The following is a 20,936-nucleotide window of genomic DNA, read 5'->3' on the forward strand; positions in this document are numbered from 1 at the left end:
TCTAAATCCCTTTCCCGGACGACGCCATGCCAAGCCAGATCCTCATACTCGACGACGAAAAAAACTACCTGCTCATCCTCGAAGCCATGCTCGGGGACGCCGGCTACGCCATCACCGCCCTGGACGACCCGGAAACGGGCCTGGCCTTCCTCGACGAGTCCGAAGTGGACGTGGTCATCACGGACATGAAGATGCCCAAGGTCACGGGCCAGCAGGTGCTCGAGCACGTCAAGCGCAACTACCCCTACATCCCGGTCATCATCATGACCGCCTTCGGCAGCATCGAGGGCGCGGTCGAGGCCATGCGCATCGGGGCCTTCGACTACATCGCCAAGCCGTTCGCCAATGACGAGCTGCTGCTGACGGTCGAAAAAGCCGCCCGCTTCGCCGCCGCCCAGCGCGAAAACATGCTGTTGCGCCAGTCCCTGGAGGACCGCTTCTCTTCGGACAACATCATCGGCCGGGGCAAGGCCATGCAGCGGGTGCTGGAAATGGTGGGCAAGGCCGCGCCCACCAAGTCCACGGTGCTCATTACCGGCGAGTCCGGCACGGGCAAGGAACTGCTGGCCAAGGCCATCCACTACGCCTCGCCGCGCAAGGACGCGCCCTTTATCTCCGTCAACTGCATGGCCCTGGCCTCGGGGGTGCTCGAATCGGAACTGTTCGGCCACGAGAAGGGGTCTTTTACCGGCGCGGTGGCCCGCAAGCGCGGCCGCTTCGAAATGGCCCACGGCGGCACCATCTTCCTCGACGAAATCGGCGAGCTGTCCCCCGAGATCCAGGTGAAGCTCCTGCGCGTGCTCCAGGAGCGCAAGTTCGAGCGCGTGGGCGGGGCCGACCCCATCGACGTGGACATCCGCATCCTGGCCGCCACCAACCGCAACCTGACCGAGGCCGTCTCCGCCGGCACGTTTCGCGAGGACCTCTACTACCGCCTCAACGTGGTCCACATCGAAACGCCGCCGCTGCGCGAACGCCGCGAGGACATCCCGATCCTGGCCGCCCATTTCCTGGAGCGCTATTCCGGAGAAAACAACAAGGCCTTCAAGGGCTTTTCCCCCGAGGCCATGGAGTACCTCACGGCCTACGAATGGCCGGGCAACGTGCGCCAGTTGCAAAACGTGGTGGAGCGTTGCGTGGTGCTGGCCAGCAGCGACGTGGTGGTGGTGGAGGACCTGCCCAGCGAAATCCGCGACGAGGAGAGCCAGTACAAATCCGCCGTGGACCTGCTGCCGGTCACCATCAACCTCAACGAAACCCTGGAGAAGATCGAGGCGGCGCTCATTCGCCGGGCGCTGGCCCGCACCAACCTCGTCCAGGTCAAGGCGGCGGAGATGCTCGGCATTTCCAAGAGCCTGCTGCAATACAAGCTCAAGAAGTACAAGCTGACCGGGCATTAGGCCGGTCCGGCCTCAAATCCCGTCGGGAACCCAGATCGCGCCGTCCGCGTCGCCGAGCGCCCTGGCCCGGCCTTCCAGGTAGCGGATGCCCGTGGCGCAGCAGGCCAGGGCGTCCAGACAGTCCTCGTAGGGCTTGAGCCCGGCCAGGGTCGTCCCCGGCGGCAGGGGAAGGGCCGGCAGCCCCAGCACCTGCCCGAGCATGTCGCGGATCACCTCGAAATTGTGCAGCAAAAACGCGATGCGCCCGTCCTTGGGCACATCCGGCCAATAGCGCAAGGAGCGCGAGGCCTTGTAGGCGCAGCGCCAAAGGGCGTTGCGGGCAACGCCCCCGACCTCGCGTTGCAGGCCGACAAGCTCCGCGTGGGGATAGACTTCGAGGAGCGCCGGCTTGGGATGATCGCCGCCGCCAACGGCCAACGGAAAGCCCTGAGCGAGAAACCCGTTGGTGAGGGCCGCGCCGAGAGCGCCGGGCCGCCCTTCGGTCGGGCTGTGGACGGCGCAGCCGTAGCGGCCCAAGGCCCGCGAAGCCTCGTTGTCCGCAACCCGTCGCCCCGGAAGCGGCGTGGGCGAAAGGGGCATGTCCACGGCCACGACGGTCACCTCGCCGGCACGGCCGGCCCCGGCCAGCAGCGCCCGGCAGGCGGCCAGCAAGGCCGGTACGTCGGCCTCGCCGCCCTGTGGCCGGACATGCCTCACCCCGCTTCCGGCCGGCCCGCGCCCGGCCTGGTCCGGCCACTGGTCGCCTGCGGCCAGCCGCCCGTGGGCCAGGTCGCAAAAAAGGCCGTAGCCCGGCGCCACGGCCAGGCATTGCCATCCGTGGCCCAGCCGGGCCGCCAGGGCCGCGCCGCTCGATCCGCCCGGGGTCCAGGCCACGTCCAGGCCAAGTACCGCCGCCATGCGCTTCCCCTTTTCCTACCCGCCGTCCGGCCGGGTCGCCCTCGAGCCGGGCTCTTTATCCACCACCACCCGGTCGCGGCCGGCGGCCTTGGCGGCATACAGCGCCTTGTCCGCCCGGGCGAGCAGGTCTTCCAGGGGATTTTCGCCGAATTCCACCAGTTGGCGGACCTCGGCCACGCCGAAGCTCGCCGTCACCGGCAAGAACACGTCGTCGACGCGGCAGGGCTCGCGGACCAGGGCGACCCGGATGCGCTCGGCCAGCTCCGCCCCCTGGGCCGCGTCGGCGCCGGTGAGCAGCACGGCGAACTCCTCGCCGCCATAGCGCGCCACCAGGTCCGACTTGCGCACGCTGGCCGAAAGCACCCGGCCCAGGTGCGCCAGCACCCGATCCCCGGCGCGATGACCGTGGGTATCGTTGATATTCTTGAAATAGTCCAAGTCGAGCATGAGGCAGGCGCACGGCCGGCCAGCCCGGGCGGCGGCATCCAGCAGTTTCGCGCCCCCGGAAAACAGGAACCTGCGGTTGAAAAGGCCCGTCAGCGCATCCTCCACGCTTTGCCGCTGCGCTTCCGCCACATGGCTTCGAACCTCGTCGGCCATGGTGCAAAACGCCTCGGAAAGCTCCGCCAGTTCCCGGGGCATGGTTCCCTGGACGGGCGGTGGGCAGTCCATCTTGTAATCCGTGGCCCGCAACTGCCGGGCATACCGGGCCAGAAACAAAAGCGGCCGCTCCACCCGGCGCAAAAACCGCAGCAAAAAAGGCGTCAGCACCAATATCGTCGCCAGGGCGCCGGCCCCCACCCAGACCATCTGCCGCCGGTATCCGGCCAGGACCTCGGCCGTGGGGGCCTGACGCACCAGCATCCAGTCGCGCACGCCCAAGGGAACGGTCGCGCCGATCATCTCCTGGCCCCTTGGCCCGGCATACACGCTGCCCTCCCCGTTTTCCCGAAGCACGTCCGGGGAGATGCGCGCCGCCCCCTGCCCGGCCTCCGGTCCCGCCCCGGACAGGACGCGGCCCTCGGCGGTGGCCAGAAACACCCGCCCCCCCGCCTCCAGGTCGTCCGACATGCCCAGGAGTTGGCTCAGGGAGTCCATCTCCACGGGCATGAAGATAACCCCGACGAACCGCCCTTGCCGGTCCGCAACCGGCGCCGAGACGATGCAAATGGGCCCCCCGGACCCCCGGCTGGCCTCCACGGCGGTAATGTCGGTCAGGCCCTCCCGGGCCTTGGAAAAATAGTCCCTGTCCCCGACGTAGATTCCGCCACCGCGCAGGGGGTCGGCGGCCGTGTAGCCCTCGGCCGTGGCGTAGACCACGGTCGTCACGAATTGGTGCGTCCGCCTGTAGGATTCGAAAATGCGCGTCAGGGCCGCCAAATCCCCGTCGCGGGCCGCATCAAGGGAGGCAAGGAACACAACGTCGCCAAGCCGCGACTCCATCCAAGCGGAAGCCGCCTTGCGTTCGGCCTGAAGCGTCGCGGTCAAATGGTTCAGGGCAACGCCGAGCACTTGCTCGCGTTCGAACAGCAGAAAAAAAAAGATGCCGAGCACGACGGGAGACGCCACCAGGAGCAGGCTGTAAAACCGGAGTGTTCCACGTAACGTTTCAAGGCCGAGAAACCGTTTCCATCGCATGCGGGAGCCCGGGGCAAAAAGGGCGCATCCGTAAGCCGACCAGTCGCGAAGCGGATGCCTGCGGAGGCAATACATCAGGCCTTAACGAGAAACGACCAATTTTACAATGCATTTTTCGCGTCAAATCGATCCGGCCCTCTTCACGGTCCTACCCAGGCGCGCCTGCGAACCGCGCGGGAAACGCCACCAAGCAGGCGCCAGGAAGACCAGGACCGCCCAAGGGCCCGACGGCGGCAGCGCGGCGCATCGGCCTTCTTGCGCAAACCGGCGTTTTGACCGATGACGGTGGCGACCACACGCCATACACGACCATGCCCGCCCCCGAAAACAATCGCCCCGGGACACCGCCGTCCCCCGAGCTGGCCGGCCACGACACGCCCGAACCCGGCGACGTGGCCGAGTACGTCTCCGCCCTGCTGGCCTCGGCCCGCCTGGGGCCGCAAGTCGTCCACCACCGCCTGCTGCCGGCCGCCCCGGCCGTTTACGCCGACCCGGCTCGGCCCTTTCCCCGCCACCTGGCCGGGCTGCTGGCCGGGCGCGGCATCGACAAGCTCTACGCCCACCAGGCCGCGGCCACGGACGTAAGCCGCGCCGGCCGCCACGTGGCCGTGGCCACGCCCACGGCCAGCGGCAAGACCCTGACCTACCTGCTGCCGGTGCTGGAGGAGATCGCCAGAAACCCCGACTCCCGGGCCATTTTCCTGTATCCCCTCAAGGCCCTGGCCCAGGACCAGAAAAAGGCCATCGAGGAGCTCACGGCCAACCTGCCGGCCTCGAGCCGGCCCACGGCGGCCATCTACGACGGCGACACCAGCCCGCACTTTCGGCGCAAGATCCGCGAAAACCCGCCCCACATCCTGATTACCAACCCCGAGATGCTCCACCTGGCCCTGCTGCCCGGCCACGAGTCCTGGAGCACGGTCTTCGCCGGCCTGTCCCACGTGGTGGTGGACGAGATGCACACCTACCGGGGGGTGATGGGCTCGCACATGGCCCACGTCTTCCGGCGGCTGTCGCGGGTGTGCGGCCGCTACGGGGCGCGCCCGGCCTTCATCTTCTGCTCGGCCACCATCGGCAACCCCGGCGAGCTGGCCCAGAGCCTGACCGGCCTGCCGGTGACCACGGTCACGGCCTCCGGCGCGCCCACCGCCCCGCGCCATTTCCTGTTCGTCAACCCCGAGCAGTCGGCTTCGACCACGGCCGTCATGCTCCTGGCCGCCGCCCTCAAGCGCGGGCTTCGCACCATCGTCTACACCCAGTCCCGCAAGATGACCGAGCTGATAAGCCTCTGGATCGCCGAACGGGCCGGGCCGTACGCCTCGCGGGTCTCGGCCTACCGCTCCGGCTTTCTGCCCGAGGAGCGCCGGGCCATCGAGGCGGACATGGCCTCGGGGAAACTGCTCGCCGTGGTCTCCACCTCGGCCCTGGAACTGGGCATCGACATCGGGGGCCTGGACCTGTGCCTTCTGTGCGGCTATCCCGGCTCGGTCATGTCGGCCTGGCAGCGCGGCGGCCGGGTCGGGCGGGCCCTTCGCGAATCGGCCGTGATCCTCATCGCCGGCGAGGACGCCCTGGACCAGTACTTCATGCGCCATCCGGCCGACTTCTTCGACCGGCCGCCCGAATCGGCCGTGATCAACCCGGACAACCCGGCCATCGCCGCCAGGCACCTGGAGTGCGCCGCCGCCGAACTGCCCCTTGCCGACGCCGAGCCCCTTTTCGTCTCCCCGGTCATGGCCCGGGAGATCGCCAGGCTCGAAGAAAAAGGCCTGCTTTTGCGCGACAAGGACGGCCGGCGCGTCTTCGCCGCCCGCAAGCGGCCGCAGCGCGACGTCAACCTGCGCGGCTCGGGCGGCCAGTTTTCCATCGAAACGGCCGACGGCGGCGTCATCGGCCAGATCGACGAGATGCGCGCCTGCCGCGAAACCCACCCCGGCGCGGTCTACATCCACCGGGGCGTGTCCTACCTGGTCGAAAGCCTGGACATCCCCGAGCGCCGCGCCCGGGTCGTCCCGGCCAAGGCCGACTACCACACCCGGGCCCGGGGCCAGAAGACCACGGAAATCCTCGAAGTCCTCGGCGAATCCTCGGTTCGCGGCGTGCCGGTCTTCCTGGGGCGCCTCAAGGTCACCGAGACCGTCACCGGCTACGAGCGCCGGGCCAACCGGGGCGGCCAGCTCCTGTCCATCGTCCCGCTCGACCTGCCGCCCATGGTCTTCGAGACCGAGGGGCTGTGGTGGGTCATTCCCCAGGACGTGCAAAACGAGCTCGACCGGCGGCTTTTTCACTTCATGGGCGCCATCCACGCCATGGAGCACGCCATGATCGGCATCCTGCCGCTGCTGGTGCTGACCGACCGCAACGACCTGGGCGGCATCTCCACGCCCCTGCACCCGCAGGTCGGCCGGGCTTGCGTGTTCGTCTACGACGGCGCGCCGGGCGGCGTTGGCCTTACGCGCCTGGCCTTTTCCCGGGCCGCCGAAGCCCTGGAACGAACGCTGGCCGCCGTGGCCGGCTGCCCCTGCGAAACGGGCTGCCCGTCCTGCGTCCACTCCCCCAAATGCGGCTCCGGCAACCGGCCCATCGACAAGGTCGCCGCCCGCTTCCTCCTGGAGACCCTCGTGTCCGCAAAATTTCCCGAGCAAGGCGACTGCCGCCCCGAGTGCGCCGCGCCGCAACCAGCCCAAGGCGACCTGCTTCCCGGCCTCGGGACCGCCAAACCCGCGCCGCCGGCCCGCTTCGGCGTGCTGGACGTGGAGACCCGCCGGGCGGCGGCCGAGGTCGGCGGCTGGGGCAACGCCCACAAGATGGGCGTGTCCGTGGCCGTGCTCTACGATTCCAGCCTGGACGACTACGTCGTCTACCGCCAGGAGGAGCTGCCGGCCCTGTACGAGGCGCTCGTCCGCCTCGACCTCGTCGTCGGCTTCAACATCAACCGCTTCGACTACAAGGTCCTGGCCGGAGCCGCGCCCTTCGACCACCGCGCCCTGCCCACCCTGGACATCCTGGAAAAGGTCCACGCCCGCCTGGGCTACCGCCTGTCCCTGGACGGCCTGGCCAAGGCCACGCTCGGCACGCCCAAATCGGCCACGGGCCTCGACGCCCTGGCCTGGTGGAAGGAAGGGCGCCTGGACGAGATTATCACGTATTGCAAGAAAGACGTGGAAGTCACCCGCGACCTCTACCTCTTCGGCCGCGACAACGGCTATCTGCTTTTTGCCAACAAGGCCGGCAAGACCGTGCGCCTGCCCGTGGAGTGGGCCTAGCCCTTAAACGATAACACGTGCGGGAGACGGCAGGGAAGATGCCTCCGGCGGCCAGGAGGGGATGATCCCCTCCTGGACCTCCCCAAAGGGGGGAAGGGGGCGGCGAAAGGCTTTATCCTGGGCGAAAAGGTGTGGTAGGGGAAGGGCATGCAACCTGAAGCCGGCGGAGACGTCGCGTGCTGACCATCGAAGGCCTGTCGAAAACCTACGCTGCCAACGGCCACGCCCCGGCCTGCGCCCTGGCCGAGGTGAGTTTTGCCGTGCCGCGCGGCGGTTTCGTCTCGCTGCTGGGACCGTCGGGCTGCGGCAAGTCCACGCTGCTGCTGTGCGCCAGCGGCCTGCTCGCCCCGACCGCCGGCCGGGTGGCCCTAAACGGCCGGGCCGTCACCGGGCCGCCGCCGGAAATGGCGCTGATTTTCCAAAACGCCGCTGCCTCGCTGTTCCCCTGGCTGACCGTGGCCGGCAACATCCGGTTCGTTTTGCGCCGCAAGCCCGGCAGCAAAACGGACAAGGAGGCCGTGGCCGCCAAGGCCCTGGCCGAGGTCGGCCTGTCCGCCTTCGCCGACCATTACCCCTGGCAGCTCTCCGGCGGCATGCAGCAGCGCGCCGCCCTGGCCCGGGGCCTGGCCTACGGCGCCGACGTGCTGCTCCTCGACGAGCCCTTCGCCTCCGTGGACGCCCAGACCCGCGAGGACCTGGAGGACTTGCTCGCCCGTGTGGCCGCCGAGCAGGGGAAAACGGTGCTGTTCGTCACCCACGACATCGACGAGGCCGTCTACCTCTCCGACACCGTGGTGGTGCTGACCGCGCCCCCGGCCCGGGTGGCCGCCACCCTCGCCATCGACCTGCCCCGCCCCCGCGACCAGGTCGCCACGCGCGAGGACCGGCGCTTCCTCGACGCCCGCAAAGCCATCCATGCGTTGCTGCGCCGATAGGGACAGGAGGAGCTTTGCCCCTCCCGTGCCCTCCCGACCAGGGCGCCGCCCTGGACCCGGGGGGATAATCCCCCCGGACCCCCTGAAGGGGGGAAACCGAGCAACCGATCCGCCGACATGCAGGCAATGCAGAGAGTAATGACGCCGTCCACCCCATCGCCCTGCCCCCTCCCCCCCCATCCAGGGGGTCCGGGGGGGATGATCCCCCCCGGTGGGGAAGTCCAGAAGGGGCAAAGCCCCTTTTGGCCGCCGGAGGCATTCCTCGGCTACTTCCTGCTCGCGCTTCTCCTCCTTGTCTGGGAAGCGGCGGCGCGCTCGGGCTGGATCGGGCCGGATCTGTTGCCGCCGGCCTCGGCCGTTGGCGGGGAGTTGTGGCGGCTGGCCGTTTCGGGCGAATTGTGGCGCCAGGGCGGGGCGACCCTTGGCCGGGTGCTGGCCGGATTCGCCGTGGGCGGCGCCCTGGGGGCGGCCTTGGGCTTTTGCTGCGGCGTGTTTCCGGGCCTTGGCCGGGCGGTCAGGGTCACGGCGGAATTCCTGCGCCCCATACCGTCGGTGGCGCTCATTCCCGTCGGCATTCTGTTGCTGGGCATCGGTTTCGGGCTGTGCCTGGCCATCGCCGCCTTTGCCTGCGCCTGGCCGGCCTATGTGGCCGCCTTGGCCGGGGCCGGGGCGGCCGGGACGGAGCTTCGCGACACGGCCCGGGTGTATGGGTTCACGCCCGGCGAGACCGTCCGGCTGGTACGGCTGCCGGCGGCCATGCCGCAAGTGCTCTCCGGGCTTCGGATCGCCTTGGCCGTGGCCGTGGCCGTGACCGTGACCACGGAGATGGCCGCCTCGCCCAGCGGCCTGGGCTCGTTCATCCTGGAATGCTCGCTGGCCCGGCGGCCCGAGGGCATGTACGCCGGCATCGTGGCCGTGGGGCTGCTCGGCTTTGGCGTCAACGCCTGTTTTTTGGCCCTGCGCGGCCGGCTGCTGCGCTGGCTGCCGCGAAGGGGACGCTAGCATGGCCCGGCGCTTTTCCGGCCTCCTGGTGGCCTTGGCCCTGGCCGTGGCCTGGGAGGCGGTCTCCCGGGCCAAGCTCGTCTCGCCGCTGTATTTCCCGCCCGTGACGGTCATTGCCGCCACCTTCGCCAAGCTGACGGTGTCGGGGCTGCTGCCGGCCCAGGCCGCCTTGACCCTCGGCCGGGCCCTGGCCGGGCTGGCCCTGGCCACGGGCTGCGCCGTGCCCCTGGGGTTGGGCATGGGCGTGTCCCGGCGCCTGCGGGGGCTTTTGGCGCCGCTGGTGGAAGTCCTGCGCCCGGTGCCGCCGCCGGCCATCATCCCGGCGGCCATGCTGTTTCTGGGCATCGGCGAGGCCATGAAGGTGTTCGTGGTCTTTTTCGCCTGCTTTTTCCCGATCCTGGTCAGCACGGCCGACGGGGCGCGGGCGGTACCGCCGCTTTTCCGGCTCACGGCCGCCGCCTACGGCGTGTCGCGCGTCGACACCCTGGCCCGGGTGCTGCTGCCGGCCGCCGGCCCGAGCGTGGCCGCCGGGTTGCGCACGGCCGTGCCCATGGGGCTCATCGTGGCCGTGCTCTCCGAGATGATCGGCGCCACAAGCGGCCTTGGCCACTACATCCTGCGCATGCAGCGCACCTTCGCCATCCCGGAGATGTACGCCGGGGTGCTGGCCCTGGGACTCCTGGGCCTGGGGCTCAACGCGGCGGCCCAATGGGGGCTGGCCAAACTTTTGCCCTGGCGGGAAGGCCCCAAGGACGGTATGGGGGACTAGGCCGGCCTTCCCCCGGCCCAAACCAGCCAAGGAGCTTGCCATGCGCCTCGCCGCCCTTCTCGCCCTGCTTTGCGCCCTGTGCCTGGCCGCCCCGGCCCGGGCCGCCGACCCGGCCACCGTCGCCGTGGGCTACATCCCCGTGGGCGACTGCCTGCAACTCTACGTGGCCGAGGCCGAGGGCTATTTCGCCGCCGAGGGCCTGGCCGTCAAAGGCCTGGCCATGAAGGGCGGCGCGGTCATCGCCCCGGCCGTGGAAGGCGGCGAGGTCGCCATCGGCTGGTCCAACACCGTGTCCATCATCCTGGCCCACGCCCGGGGCTTCGATTTCGCCTTCCTGGCCCCCGGCGCCGAGGGCAAAATCGGCAGCAACGACGTCCACGCCCTGCTCGTGCCGGCCGGCTCGGCCGTCGCTTCGGTCAAGGACCTGGCCGGCAAGACCGTGGCCATCAATACGCTCGGCAACATCAACGAGGCGGCCATGCGCGCCCTGGCCGAGAAGGCGGGCCTGGCCCCGGAGGCGGTCCGGCTGGTGGAAGTGCCCTTCCCGGACATGACCACCGCCCTGGCCAAGGGTTCGGTCGCGGCGGCCCTGGCCATCGAGCCCTTCGTCACCGACGCCACCTCGCGCGGCGCGGCCCGCATCCTCGACCCCTCGCCCCACGCCGCCTTCGGCGACCCCTACCTCATCGGCGCCTGGTTCGCCAAAAAATCCTGGATCGACAGCCATCCCAAGGAGGCGGCCGCCTTCGCCCGGGCCGTGGCCAAGGCCTCGGCCTTCATTGCCGCCCAGCCGCAAAAGGCCCGGGACATCCTGGCCGGGCGCACCAGGCTTTCGCCGGAACTGGCCGCCAAGATCGCCCTGCCGCGCTTCCCTGAGGCCCTGGACCCGGCTGCCCTGCAAGGCGTCATCGACGTCTGCGCCCGGTTCCGGCTGCTGGAGATGCCCTTTCCCGCCGCGGAGCTCCTGGACGTTCCCGGGCGTTGACGCCGGTCGGAGCGGTCTTATTTTCCCAATTCGGGGAAAACCTCCCCCTTCGCCCGGCGGCCTGGCACCGCTTGCGGCGGAGACCGGAAAAAAACATGTTGTCGCGAACCATCGACCGGGCATTGCCGACGAATCGTCGCAATATCTTCCGCCACGGCAGAGATTCGACGTTTTATCGCCGGTTGGACTTGCCAAATGCGGTGAAACACCCTGTCGGTTCCGTTCGTTTGTCCATTTCTTCCCTGCGGGAATTATTTACAATTTCCGCAAGACAGTCCCTTATTTTATTTTTCGCTTTACGATGCCCCATTTTGTCACTATGAAAAAACCCCCCTCAAATAGATACCGTTATTCGGAGTAGACCATGTGCCGCTTATTCGCCCTCAGCAGCCGGGACCCCGTGTCCCCCATGCGTGCCATCGAGGCGCTCAACGTCATGAAGGAGGGCCACGACGGCTCCGGCGTCGGCCTGTTCCTGCATGACCTGGGCGGTCCCTTCGCGGAAATGAAGGATGCGCCGATCCTGTCCGGGATCTTCACCGAGGACGGCCTCAAGCGCCTGGACGCCTTCATGGACGAACGGGGCTTCGTGACCAAGGCCACCCTGGTGCTCGATCCCCGCACCAAGACACCGGAAGGCACCCCGGTCCGGGGCGTCTACATGGCCCGGGCCTACGAGGTCCCGGCCGACCTCAAGGCCGCTTTCAGGGCCGAGCGCGAGTTGACCTACATGGGCATCCGCGTGACCTTGCGGCTTTTGGGCGAAGAGCGCGACGACATCCGCGTGTTCTCGTTTTGGCCCGACACCATCATGGTCAAGGAAGTCGGCGACCCCATGACCGTGGCCGAATACCTGGGGCTGGACCGGCCCGAGCTCTACGCCCGGCGCATCCTGGCCCAGGGCCGCCAGAACACCAACTACGCCATCAACCTGTACGCCTGCCACCCGTTTTTCCTCCAGGGCGTGTGCACCATGACCAACGGCGAGAACACGGCTTTCATTCCCATCAAGGAATACCTGCTCTCGCGCGGCTTTGAAGGCTACATGGGCTACCAGTCCGATTCCGAGGTCTTCGCCCACATCATGCATTTTACCTTGAATCGCCTGGGCCTTGGCATCGAATACTACAAGCACGTCATCACGCCGCTCAATGACGCCGAGATGGAAGGCCATCCCGACCGGGCGCTTCTCGGGCGCATCAAGCAGACCTGCCGCAAGCTCATCATCGACGGGCCCAACTGCGTCATCGGCTGCCTGCCGGAAGGCACCATGTTCATGGTCCAGGACCGCAAGAAGCTGCGGCCGGGCGTGGTCGGCGGCCATGACGGCATCTTCGCCTTCTCCTCGGAAATCTGCGGCCTGGACGCGGCCCTCCCCCACCGCGACCCCCGCGCCGACGTGCAACCCATGCACCTGGACACGGCCATCGTGCGCCCCGAATGCCAAGAGGTCACCTTATGCAATCAGCTGCAGTCATTACCCCGTCCACACTAAGCGTCGTCGATCTCCCCTGGCAGGTCGAGTGGAACAAGGGCACCTGCACCCTGTGCGGGCGCTGCACCTCCGTGTGCCCGGTCAGTGCCATCGAGCTCGGGGTCTTCCGCAAGCGTAGCGTCGAGGCGACCATCGCCCTGCAGAAAAAGCCGACCAACAGCTACTCGATCTACTACGGCATCCGCCAGCGCACCGACCCGGCCTACCGCTGCATCGGCTGCGGCATGTGCAACATGGTCTGCCCCAATAACGCCATCGCCCCCAGGCTGCGCCCGGAAGCCACCACGCTCAAGTTCCACAACAACCGCGGCGGCGCGGCCCGCACCCGTGGCGGTCGCCGCAACGATACCGGCAGCCTGCTCGACCAGATCAAGTTCATCCGCATTTCCATGCTCACGGACCCGGCCCTGGACGCCGGCCGCCACGAGTTCGAACTGCGCACGCTTCTAGGCCGCATCCTGCCCCCCGAGGACGGCCTGGCCGCCCTGGCCGACAACGCCTGGGTGCCGGCGGTGCGCGAGATCTATCCGCTGATGATCGGCTCCATGTCCTTTGGCGCGCTTTCCCCCAACATGTGGGAAGGGCTGGTCATGGGCGTGTCCTACTTAAACGAGGAAATGGGCATGCCCGTGCGCATGTGCACGGGCGAGGGCGGCTGCCCGCCCAGGCTCCTTCGCTCGCGCTTCCTCAAGTACATGGTGCTGCAGATCGCCTCGGGCTACTTCGGCTGGGACGAGATCATAAAAGCCCTGCCCGACATGAAGGAAGACCCCTGCGCCATCGAGATCAAGTACGGCCAGGGGGCCAAGCCCGGCGACGGCGGGCTCCTCATGTGGTACAAGGTCAACAAGCTCATCGCCGCCATCCGCGGCGTGCCCCAGGGCGTCTCCCTGCCGAGCCCGCCCACCCACCAGACCCAGTACTCCATCGAGGAGTCCGTGGCCAAGATGATCCAGTCCATGTCCATGGCCTGGGGATTCCGCGTGCCGGTCTACCCGAAGATCTCCGGCACCACGACCTCCACGGCGGTGCTCAATAACCTCGTGCGCAACCCCTACGCGGCCGGGCTGGCCATCGACGGCGAGGACGGCGGCACCGGGGCGGCCTACAACGTGTCCATGAACCACATGGGCCATCCCATCGCCACCAACCTGCGCGACTGCTACGAAAACCTGTGCATCGCCGGCAGGCAGAACGAGATTCCGCTCATCGCCGGCGGCGGCATCGGCAAGAACGGCAACCTGGCCGCCAATGCCGCCGCCCTGATCATGCTCGGGGCCAGCGCCGTGCAGTCCGGCAAATACATCATGCAGGCCGCGGCCGGCTGCCTGGGCTCGGAGCACGACCGCTGCAACGTCTGCAACATCGGCGTGTGCCCCAAGGGCATCACCTCCCAGGACCCGCGCCTCTACCGCCGCCTGGACCCCGAACTCGTGGCCGAACGCCTGGTGGACGTGTTCTTGTCCTTCGACACGGAGCTGCGCAAGATCGTCGCGCCGCTGGGTCGCTCCACGTCGCTGCCCGTCGGCATGTCCGACGCCCTGGGCATCGGCGACTACCACGCGGCAAACCGCCTCAAGATCAAGTACGTGGTCTAGGGCAACGACATCCACCGCACAAGCCAAGGCAGCAACCGACATGGAACAGCAATCCGTCACCATACACGGTTTTGAAAACGGCCACCGGGTCCAGTCCCGCATCCTGGAGGAACGCATCCAGCGGGCCGTGACCCAGGGGGCGCGCGCCCTGACCGTCGAGGCCTACGGCCAGCACGGCATCGGCGGCCGGCTTTTCCTCTCGCGAAAGGAACCCGTCACCGTGCGCATCACCGGTTCGCCCGGCCAGCGCACCGGCTCCATGGGCTTTCCCGGCACGAAGATCATCATCGAGGCCCCGACCTCCGACGACATCGGCTGGCTCAACGCCGGGGCCGAGATCGTCGTGCTCGGCAACGCCGGCAACGGCGCGGCCAACGCCATGGCCCAGGGCAAGGTCCTGGTCGGCGGCAACATCGGCGCGCGCGGCATGACCATGACCAAGCGCAACCCCAAGTACGACGCCCCGGAAATGTGGGTGCTGGGCTCGGTTGGCGACTACTTCGCCGAGTTCATGGCCGGCGGCACGGCCGTGGTCTGCGGCTTCGAGCCGCAAAACCCGGACAACGTGCTCGGCTACCGGCCCTGCGTCGGCATGGTCGGCGGCCGCATCTTCTTCCGTGGCCCTCACAAGGGCTTCTCCCTGGCCGACGCCAAGCTCGAACCCATCGACGACGCGGCCTTCGCCTGGCTCACCGACAACCTGCGCACCTACCTCGCCGCCATCGGCCGGCCGGAGCTGTACGACACCCTGGCCGCGCGCGACGACTGGCAGTGCATCCTGGCCCGCAGCCCCTACGAGAAAACCGGCAAGAAACGCCGGGCCATGGGCGAATTCCGCGCCGGCGTCTGGGACGCCGAACTCGGCCGGGGCGGCCTGATCGGCGACCTCGACGACAGCGACCGCTCGCCCATCGGGCTCATCGTCAACGGCGACCTGCGCCGCTTCGTGCCGGTCTGGGAAAACAAGAAATACCTCTCGCCCTGCCAGGCCAGCTGCCCCACCGGCATCCCGGTGCAGCAGCGCTGGCAACTCGTGCGCGACGGGCTCATGGACGAAGCCATGGACCTGGCCCTGGCCTATACGCCCTTTCCGGCCACGGTGTGCGGCTACCTGTGCCCCAACCTGTGCATGCAGGGCTGCACGCGCTCGGTGGGCAACCTGGTGCCGCTGGACACGGCCATGCTCGGCAAGGCCAACGTCAAATCCGGGCGCATGCCCGATCTGCCGCCCCTGTCCGGCAAGCGCGTGGCTGTTGTCGGCGGCGGCCCGGCCGGCATGTCCATCGCCTGGCAGCTGCGCCTGGCCGGCCACGAGGCCGTGATCTACGACCTCGAGGAGAAGCTCGGCGGCAAGATCACGGCGGCCATCCCGGCCACGCGCATTCCCAAGGACGTCCTGGACGCGGAAATCGCGCGCGCCCAGGAGGTGCTGCCCCATATCCAGCTCCCGGCGGTCATGGGCAAGGACGCTTTCGCCCAGCTCGTGACCGACTACGACTTCACGGTCCTGGCCGTCGGCGCCAACAAGCCGCGCATGCTGCCCGTGCCCGGCAAGGAACTGGCCCAGCCGGCCCTGACCTTCCTCAAGGCGGCCAAGAAAAACGCGGTTGCGGTCGGCAAGCGGGTGGTCATCATCGGCGCCGGCAACGTCGGCTGCGACGTGGCCACGGAAGCGGCCCGCCTGGGGGCCGAAACCATCACGCTCATCGACATCCAAAAGCCCGCCGCCTTCGGCAAGGAAAAAAAGGATGCCGAAGCCGTGGGCGCGACCTTTCAGTGGCCCTGCTTCACCAAGGAGATCACGGCCGAGGGGGTCCTGCTCCAGTCCGGCGAGCTCCTGCCCGCTGACACGGTCATCCTGTCCGTGGGCGACGTGCCGGACCTGGAGTTCCTCGACGACACCATCGCCACCGAACGCGGCTACGTGAAGGTCAGCGACATCTACCAGACCACGAACCCGAAGGTGTTCGCCATCGGCGACATCGTCAAACCGGGTTTGCTGACCCAGGCCATCGGCATGGGCCGCGACGCGGCGAAAGCCATCATCGACATCTTCGCCGGCAAGCGCCCCTGCGAGGACACCCGCAAGATGATCGACTACCGCCGGGCCAAACTCGAATACTTCGACCCGCGCATCATGGAATTCAATGACCTCGACTCCTGCGCCAGCCAGTGTTCGTCCTGCGGCGCCTGCCGCGACTGCGGGCTGTGCGAGACGATCTGCCCCACCGGGGCGATTTCGCGCCAGGCCAAGGACGGCAAGGAGTTCGAGATGGTGTCCGACCCGGCCAAGTGCATCGGCTGCGGCTTTTGCGCCAACGCCTGCCCCTGCGGCGTCTGGAGCCTAGTGGAGAACGCGCCGCTGGTGTAGCGGTTGATTGAGGGCGAAAGCCTTCGGCGACGAGGAGGGGCTCGCCCCTCCTGGACCTCCCATACGGGATAAACGAACCGGGCCGTCTCGTTGGAGGCGGCCCGGTTTGTTGCATCAATACGGCAGACTGTTAAAACGAAAACACTTTCGCCTCGGCGGCGATGTCGATCATGTCCGGGGCGGTGCTGATCGCGAAGTTTGGCGGCAGGTCGTCCCCGCTGATGAGCCGGGCCTCGGCGCAGGGCTTGCACACCAAAATCCGCACGCCCTTTTCCTGCAAGGCCCGGATCTGGTCGATCAGGGCATCGCCGGTGGGGATGCGCACCGTCTCGGCCATGCCCAGGTTGCTCCAATACACCGCGTCGTCGAGCAAAAACACCGTGACCTCATGCCCCTTGCCGGCCGCGACCTTGGCCAGGAAAAAGGCCCGGACCGCCCGGACCGGATCCTCCGGACCACGGGACAAGGCAAACAGAAATTGCGCCATGACTTCCCTCGTTATCGTCTGGGTTGAGGACATTGCCGACCGCAACACAATGAAAACGACCGTACGGCGAGAGTATAGCGCGCAAATGCCGGCAATGAAAAGACGCAACACTGCCCCTACCGAGGTTGTGCCCGACTCTCCAGAACCAGCCGCGTCGCCGCCGCCAGCACCTCCCGCCGGGCCGGCGCGTTGCGTTGCGGCTGCGTGAAAGAGATTGCCAGCACCAGCGGCCGGCCTTGCGGCGGCCACAGGACGGCCACGTCGTTGGTCGTGCCGAAATCGCCGCCGCCGGTCTTGTCGCCGACCGTCCAGCCCTGCGGCACCCCGGCCCGGATGCTGGCCCCGCCCGTGGTGTTGCTCCGAAGCCAAGCCACGAGCAGGTCGCGCTTTTCGGGGGGGAGCGCGTCACCGAGCGTCAGGCGCGCCACCGTGCGGACCATGGCCTCGGGCGTGGTGGTATCGCGGGGGTCGCCGGGGATGGCGCTATTGAGCTCCGGCTCCAGGCGGTCGAGGCGGAAGGTGCCGTCGCCAAGCCGGCGGGCAAAAGCCGTCAGCGCACCGGGGCCGCCAAGCTCGGCCAGCAGCAGATTGGCGGCCGTGTTGTCGCTGACCTGGATGGCGGCGGCGCACAGCGCGTCAATGTCCATGCCCCGGCTCAGGTTGGCTTTAGTGGCCGGCGCCCAGGCGAGGAGGTCGCGCGCGCCGTAGGCGACATGCTTGACGAGCAGCCCCGGCTCGTCCCGGGTCTTGTCCAGGACGGCCGCCGCCAGGACCAGCTTGAAGGTGCTGCACAGCGCAAACCGTTCGCCGCCCCGGTAGGTGAAACTCCGGCTGGTGGCCGGGTCGAGCAAGGCCAGGCCGAGCCGGCCCCCGGCTTCGCGCTCCAGGGCCGCCAGCCGGGACCGCAACACGCGATCATGCCCCGCTTGCCGTTGCGGATCGGCCTCGCGTTCCTCGGCCGCCAACCGGGAACGCAACACCGTATCCCCCCCCTGGCCGGCCCAGGCCGGCCCGGCCAAGCCGCACACGGCCACGGCCAGCGCCACCGACAGCACACACCGCCACAACACCCGATGCCGCATACGCTCCCCCGCTCGAAACGACAGCGGCGCAGCCTGCGTTTGTCGCCTGCTGCGCCACCTTTTCTGCCTGGTTTTCGTTTTTGCCCAAACCGGGTGCCGGTTCAAAAACTCGCCGATAATCGCTTGTCAGGCGGCCTCCCCCCCCTTGTGGGGAGGTCCAGGAGGGGGTCACCCCCTCCTGGCCGCCGGAGGCTTCCCCTCCCCCGACGTATTGCCCTACACCGTGGCCCAGCGGATGAGCCCCAGCGAATGGGAGTCGAGCAGCAGCGGATGGTGCGGCAGGATGCGCACCGTGTAGCCGAACCGGCCGGCCTCGCCGGGTTGGACCTCGCCCACGTAGACCGTCCAGCCGTCGTCCTGGCTGTCCACGGGCCGCATGTTCACGGTTTCGCGCTGGCTGAACTTGCCTTCGTAATCCAGGCGGCCGGCGTAGATCTGCACTTCCACGTCCTGGGGGCGGATGCCGTTTAAATGCACCTCGGCGCGCACGCGGATGGGGTCGCCGACATGGATCTGTTCCGGCTCGTCGGAACGGATGTTGCGGATGTCCAGGCTGCCCCACTTGGTCATCATGTCCATGCGCCAGGACGCCAGGCTCTTGGCCGCTTCGCAGTCCGTAAGAGTCAGGCGGTTGTAGTTCTCCAGGGCCGGGACATAGGCGATGCGGGCATAGTCCTCCACCATCCGGTGGGAGTTGTACAGGGGCGCCAGCTCGGCGATGGAGTCCTTCATCTTGCGGATCCAGTTGCGCGGCAGGTTGCCGTGATGCCCCCGGTCGTAGAAGGTCGGGATGATCTCGTTTTCGAGGATGTTGTAGAGGGTCTGGCTCTCCACGAAATCCTGGTAGCCGGCGTCCTCGTATTCCTCGCCCATGCCGATGGCCCAGCCCACGCTGTTGTCCGGCTTCCAGGCCTCGGCCCACCAGCCGTCAAGGGTGCTGTAGTTGAGCACGCCGTTGCACATGGCCTTCATGCCGCTGGTGCCGCAGGCCTCCAGGGGCCGGCGCGGCGTATTGAGCCAGACGTCCACGCCCTGGACCAGGTAGCTGGCGATTTCCATGTCGTAGTCTTCCAGAAAGACCATGTTGAACCGGCAGGCCGGGCTGGTGCACAGCTGCACCAGCTCCTGGATGAACCGCTTGCCCTCGTTGTCGTGGGGGTGGGCCTTGCCGGCGAAGACGAACTGCACCGGCCGGGCCTTGTCGCCAATGATGCGCAGCAGGCGTTCCTTGTCGGACAGCAGCAGGTTGGCCCGCTTGTAGGTGGCGAAGCGCCGGGCGAAGCCGATGGTCAAGGCCTGGGGATCGAACACTTCCTCGGCGGCCTGCAGCTCCTTGCGCTTGGCGCCCCGGGCCAGCAACTGCTCGCGCAGCCGTTCGCGCACGAAGCCCACCAGCCGTTCGCGCAGCCGCTCGTGGGTGCGCCACAGCTCGGCATCGGAGATGAGGTGGGTCTGGGCGAACACCCGGCCCGTGTCCGGGTCCTCCCGCCAGTTGGCCCCGAAATAGCGGTCGTAGAGGGCGGCCATGTCCTGGGACACCCAGGTCGGTACGTGCACGCCGTTGGTGATGGCACCGATGGGCACGTCCTCCACCGGGTACTGGTTCCAGACCCGGTTCCACATCTTGCGCGAGACCACGCCGTGGAGCTTGGACACACCGTTGTTGAAGCGCGAGAGCTTGAGCGCCAACACCGGCATGCAGAAATGCTCGGAGTCGTTGCGCGGGTCCTCGCGGCCAAGGGCCAGCAGGACCTTGAAGGCCAGGCCCAGGCGCTTGGCGTAGTCCTCGAAATAGGCCTGGATGAGGTCCGGCGGAAAGCGGTCGTTGCCGGCCGGCACCGGCGTGTGGGTGGTGAAGATGGAACTCGAGGCCACCAGCTCCATGGCCGCCTCGAAGGACAGCTTGTACTTGTCCATGAAGTTGGCGATGCGCTCGAGGCCCGCGAAGGCCGAATGGCCCTCGTTCATGTGGATGACCTTGGGCTTGAGCGCAAGCGCCTCCAGGGCGCGGATGCCGCCGATACCGAGCAGGTATTCCTGGCGCACCCGGGTTTCCAGGTCGCCGCCGTAGAGGCGGTTGGTCAGCTGGCGCGAACCGGGCTGGTTTTCCGGTACGTTGGTATCCATGAGGTACAGCGACACCCGGCCGACCTGCGCCTTCCAGATCTGGGCATAGACGCGCTCGCCGCGCAGGTCCACATGGATGAGGATGCGCTCGCCGGCCTCGTCGCGGCAAAGTGACACGGGCATCTGCTCGAAATCGTAGATGGGGTAGCGTTCCTGCTGCCAGCCGTCGGCCGTGAGGTACTGGCGGAAATAGCCCTGCTGGTAGCACAGCCCGATGCCGACCAGGGGCACGCAGAGGTCGCTGGCCGATTTGAGGTGGTCGCCGGCCAGGATGCCCAGACCCCCGGAATAGACGGGCAGGCAGGCGCTGATGCCGTATTCCAGGCTGAAATAGGCCACCACGGGCTGGCCGTCGCGGTCGGGGAACGGGATGGAGGTGGTTTTGCGGGAAAGGTATGTCTGGAGCGTCTGGCGCAGATCATTGACGCGTTCCACGAAGAACTCGTCCTCGGCCAGGCTGGCCAGGGTCTTTTGCGGCAGGCGGTTGAGGAAGCCCACGGGGTTGCCCGCGCAATCCCGCCACAACTTGCGATCGACCTGGGCGAAGAGCGAGGCAATGTCGTCGTTCCACGAAAAAAGCAGATTGTAGGCCAGATCCCACAGTGCTTTGAGTTTGGCCGGCAATTTCGGCACCACGCTATAGACGCGTAACGGCTGCATAGCTTCCCCTTTTATGAGCCCTCCGTCGCGGCGCGCATCGCCGCCCGGTCCGTGGCTTCGTGGCATCTACCCATAAGGCCCGGCAAAAGGCAAGGGAGGCCGCAAATCGTCACGACCATGACACCGAAGCGAGAACTTCCGCGATTTCAGCATGTTAAATCTTATTTACAAAATCAACGGATACGGTAGGTTAACCCCCCTATCGCCACCCGGAGGTTTTCCCC

At 67.8% G+C, this 20,936-nt stretch carries 14 protein-coding genes; 9 read left to right on the forward strand and 5 right to left on the reverse strand.

Going from position 1 to position 20,936, the window contains the following annotated elements; genetic code table 11:
- Positions 1 to 26: 26 nt before the first annotated feature.
- A complete protein-coding gene (locus ACP59X_RS23445) occupies positions 27 to 1,400 on the forward strand; it encodes a sigma-54-dependent transcriptional regulator (protein ID WP_428563223.1) in 1,374 nt (457 codons plus the stop codon).
- Between the two features lie 12 nt (positions 1,401 to 1,412).
- Here the strand turns inward: ACP59X_RS23445 and ACP59X_RS23450 are convergent, their stop codons facing one another.
- A complete protein-coding gene (locus tag ACP59X_RS23450) occupies positions 1,413 to 2,297 on the reverse strand; it encodes a DUF429 domain-containing protein (RefSeq protein WP_428563225.1) in 885 nt (294 codons plus the stop codon).
- A 15-nt stretch (positions 2,298 to 2,312) separates the two neighbouring features.
- The gene (locus ACP59X_RS23455; protein WP_428563227.1) at positions 2,313 to 3,935 is read right to left on the reverse strand and encodes a diguanylate cyclase; all 1,623 of its coding nucleotides are present in this window, start codon (positions 3,933 to 3,935) and stop codon (positions 2,313 to 2,315) included.
- Positions 3,936 to 4,246: 311 nt separating this feature from the next.
- On the opposite strand from ACP59X_RS23455, the gene ACP59X_RS23460 reads away from it, so the two are divergent.
- From ACP59X_RS23460 to ACP59X_RS23495, 8 genes are all read left to right on the forward strand, one after another.
- Positions 4,247 to 7,201, forward strand: a complete 2,955-nt coding sequence (locus tag ACP59X_RS23460; RefSeq protein ID WP_428563229.1) for a DEAD/DEAH box helicase — start codon at positions 4,247 to 4,249, stop codon at positions 7,199 to 7,201.
- A 176-nt stretch (positions 7,202 to 7,377) separates the two neighbouring features.
- A complete protein-coding gene (locus ACP59X_RS23465) occupies positions 7,378 to 8,136 on the forward strand; it encodes an ABC transporter ATP-binding protein (protein WP_428563231.1) in 759 nt (252 codons plus the stop codon).
- 198 nt (positions 8,137 to 8,334) lie between these two features.
- A complete protein-coding gene (locus tag ACP59X_RS23470) occupies positions 8,335 to 9,138 on the forward strand; it encodes an ABC transporter permease (RefSeq protein WP_428563233.1) in 804 nt (267 codons plus the stop codon).
- Position 9,139: 1 nt separating this feature from the next.
- Positions 9,140 to 9,907 (forward strand): ABC transporter permease, encoded by a 768-nt coding sequence (locus ACP59X_RS23475; protein ID WP_428563235.1) that lies wholly within the window; start codon positions 9,140 to 9,142, stop codon positions 9,905 to 9,907.
- A gap of 40 nt (positions 9,908 to 9,947) precedes the next feature.
- Positions 9,948 to 10,892 carry an ABC transporter substrate-binding protein gene (locus ACP59X_RS23480; RefSeq protein ID WP_428563237.1) on the forward strand — a complete coding sequence of 315 codons (945 nt, stop codon included), beginning with the start codon at positions 9,948 to 9,950 and terminating at the stop codon, positions 10,890 to 10,892.
- A gap of 364 nt (positions 10,893 to 11,256) precedes the next feature.
- Complete coding sequence (locus tag ACP59X_RS23485) at positions 11,257 to 12,387, forward strand: class II glutamine amidotransferase domain-containing protein (RefSeq protein ID WP_428563239.1); 1,131 nt, start codon at positions 11,257 to 11,259, stop codon at positions 12,385 to 12,387.
- A complete protein-coding gene (locus ACP59X_RS23490; protein ID WP_428563241.1) occupies positions 12,351 to 13,985 on the forward strand; it encodes a glutamate synthase-related protein in 1,635 nt (544 codons plus the stop codon). Before ACP59X_RS23485 ends, ACP59X_RS23490 begins: the two co-directional genes overlap by 37 nt.
- Positions 13,986 to 14,025: 40 nt before the next feature.
- Positions 14,026 to 16,356, forward strand: a complete 2,331-nt coding sequence (locus tag ACP59X_RS23495) for an FAD-dependent oxidoreductase (protein WP_428563243.1) — start codon at positions 14,026 to 14,028, stop codon at positions 16,354 to 16,356.
- A 130-nt stretch (positions 16,357 to 16,486) separates the two neighbouring features.
- Here ACP59X_RS23495 and ACP59X_RS23500 read toward each other — a convergent pair whose 3' ends face one another.
- The 3 genes from ACP59X_RS23500 to glgP all read right to left on the reverse strand — a co-directional run bounded on the left by ACP59X_RS23500 (position 16,487) and on the right by glgP (position 20,712).
- On the reverse strand, positions 16,487 to 16,843 hold the full coding sequence (locus ACP59X_RS23500) for a DsrE family protein (RefSeq protein WP_428563245.1): 357 nt from the start codon (positions 16,841 to 16,843) through the stop codon (positions 16,487 to 16,489).
- A gap of 116 nt (positions 16,844 to 16,959) precedes the next feature.
- The gene (gene bla / locus ACP59X_RS23505; RefSeq protein ID WP_428563247.1) at positions 16,960 to 17,925 is read right to left on the reverse strand and encodes a class A beta-lactamase; all 966 of its coding nucleotides are present in this window, start codon (positions 17,923 to 17,925) and stop codon (positions 16,960 to 16,962) included.
- Between the two features lie 216 nt (positions 17,926 to 18,141).
- Positions 18,142 to 20,712, reverse strand: coding sequence for an alpha-glucan family phosphorylase (glgP, locus tag ACP59X_RS23510; protein ID WP_428563249.1), 2,571 nt, complete (start codon positions 20,710 to 20,712; stop codon positions 18,142 to 18,144).
- Positions 20,713 to 20,936: the final 224 nt, after the last annotated feature.

Origin of the sequence: Solidesulfovibrio sp. DCME (assembly GCF_049995385.1) — a bacterium.
Lineage (GTDB): Bacteria > Desulfobacterota > Desulfovibrionia > Desulfovibrionales > Desulfovibrionaceae > Solidesulfovibrio.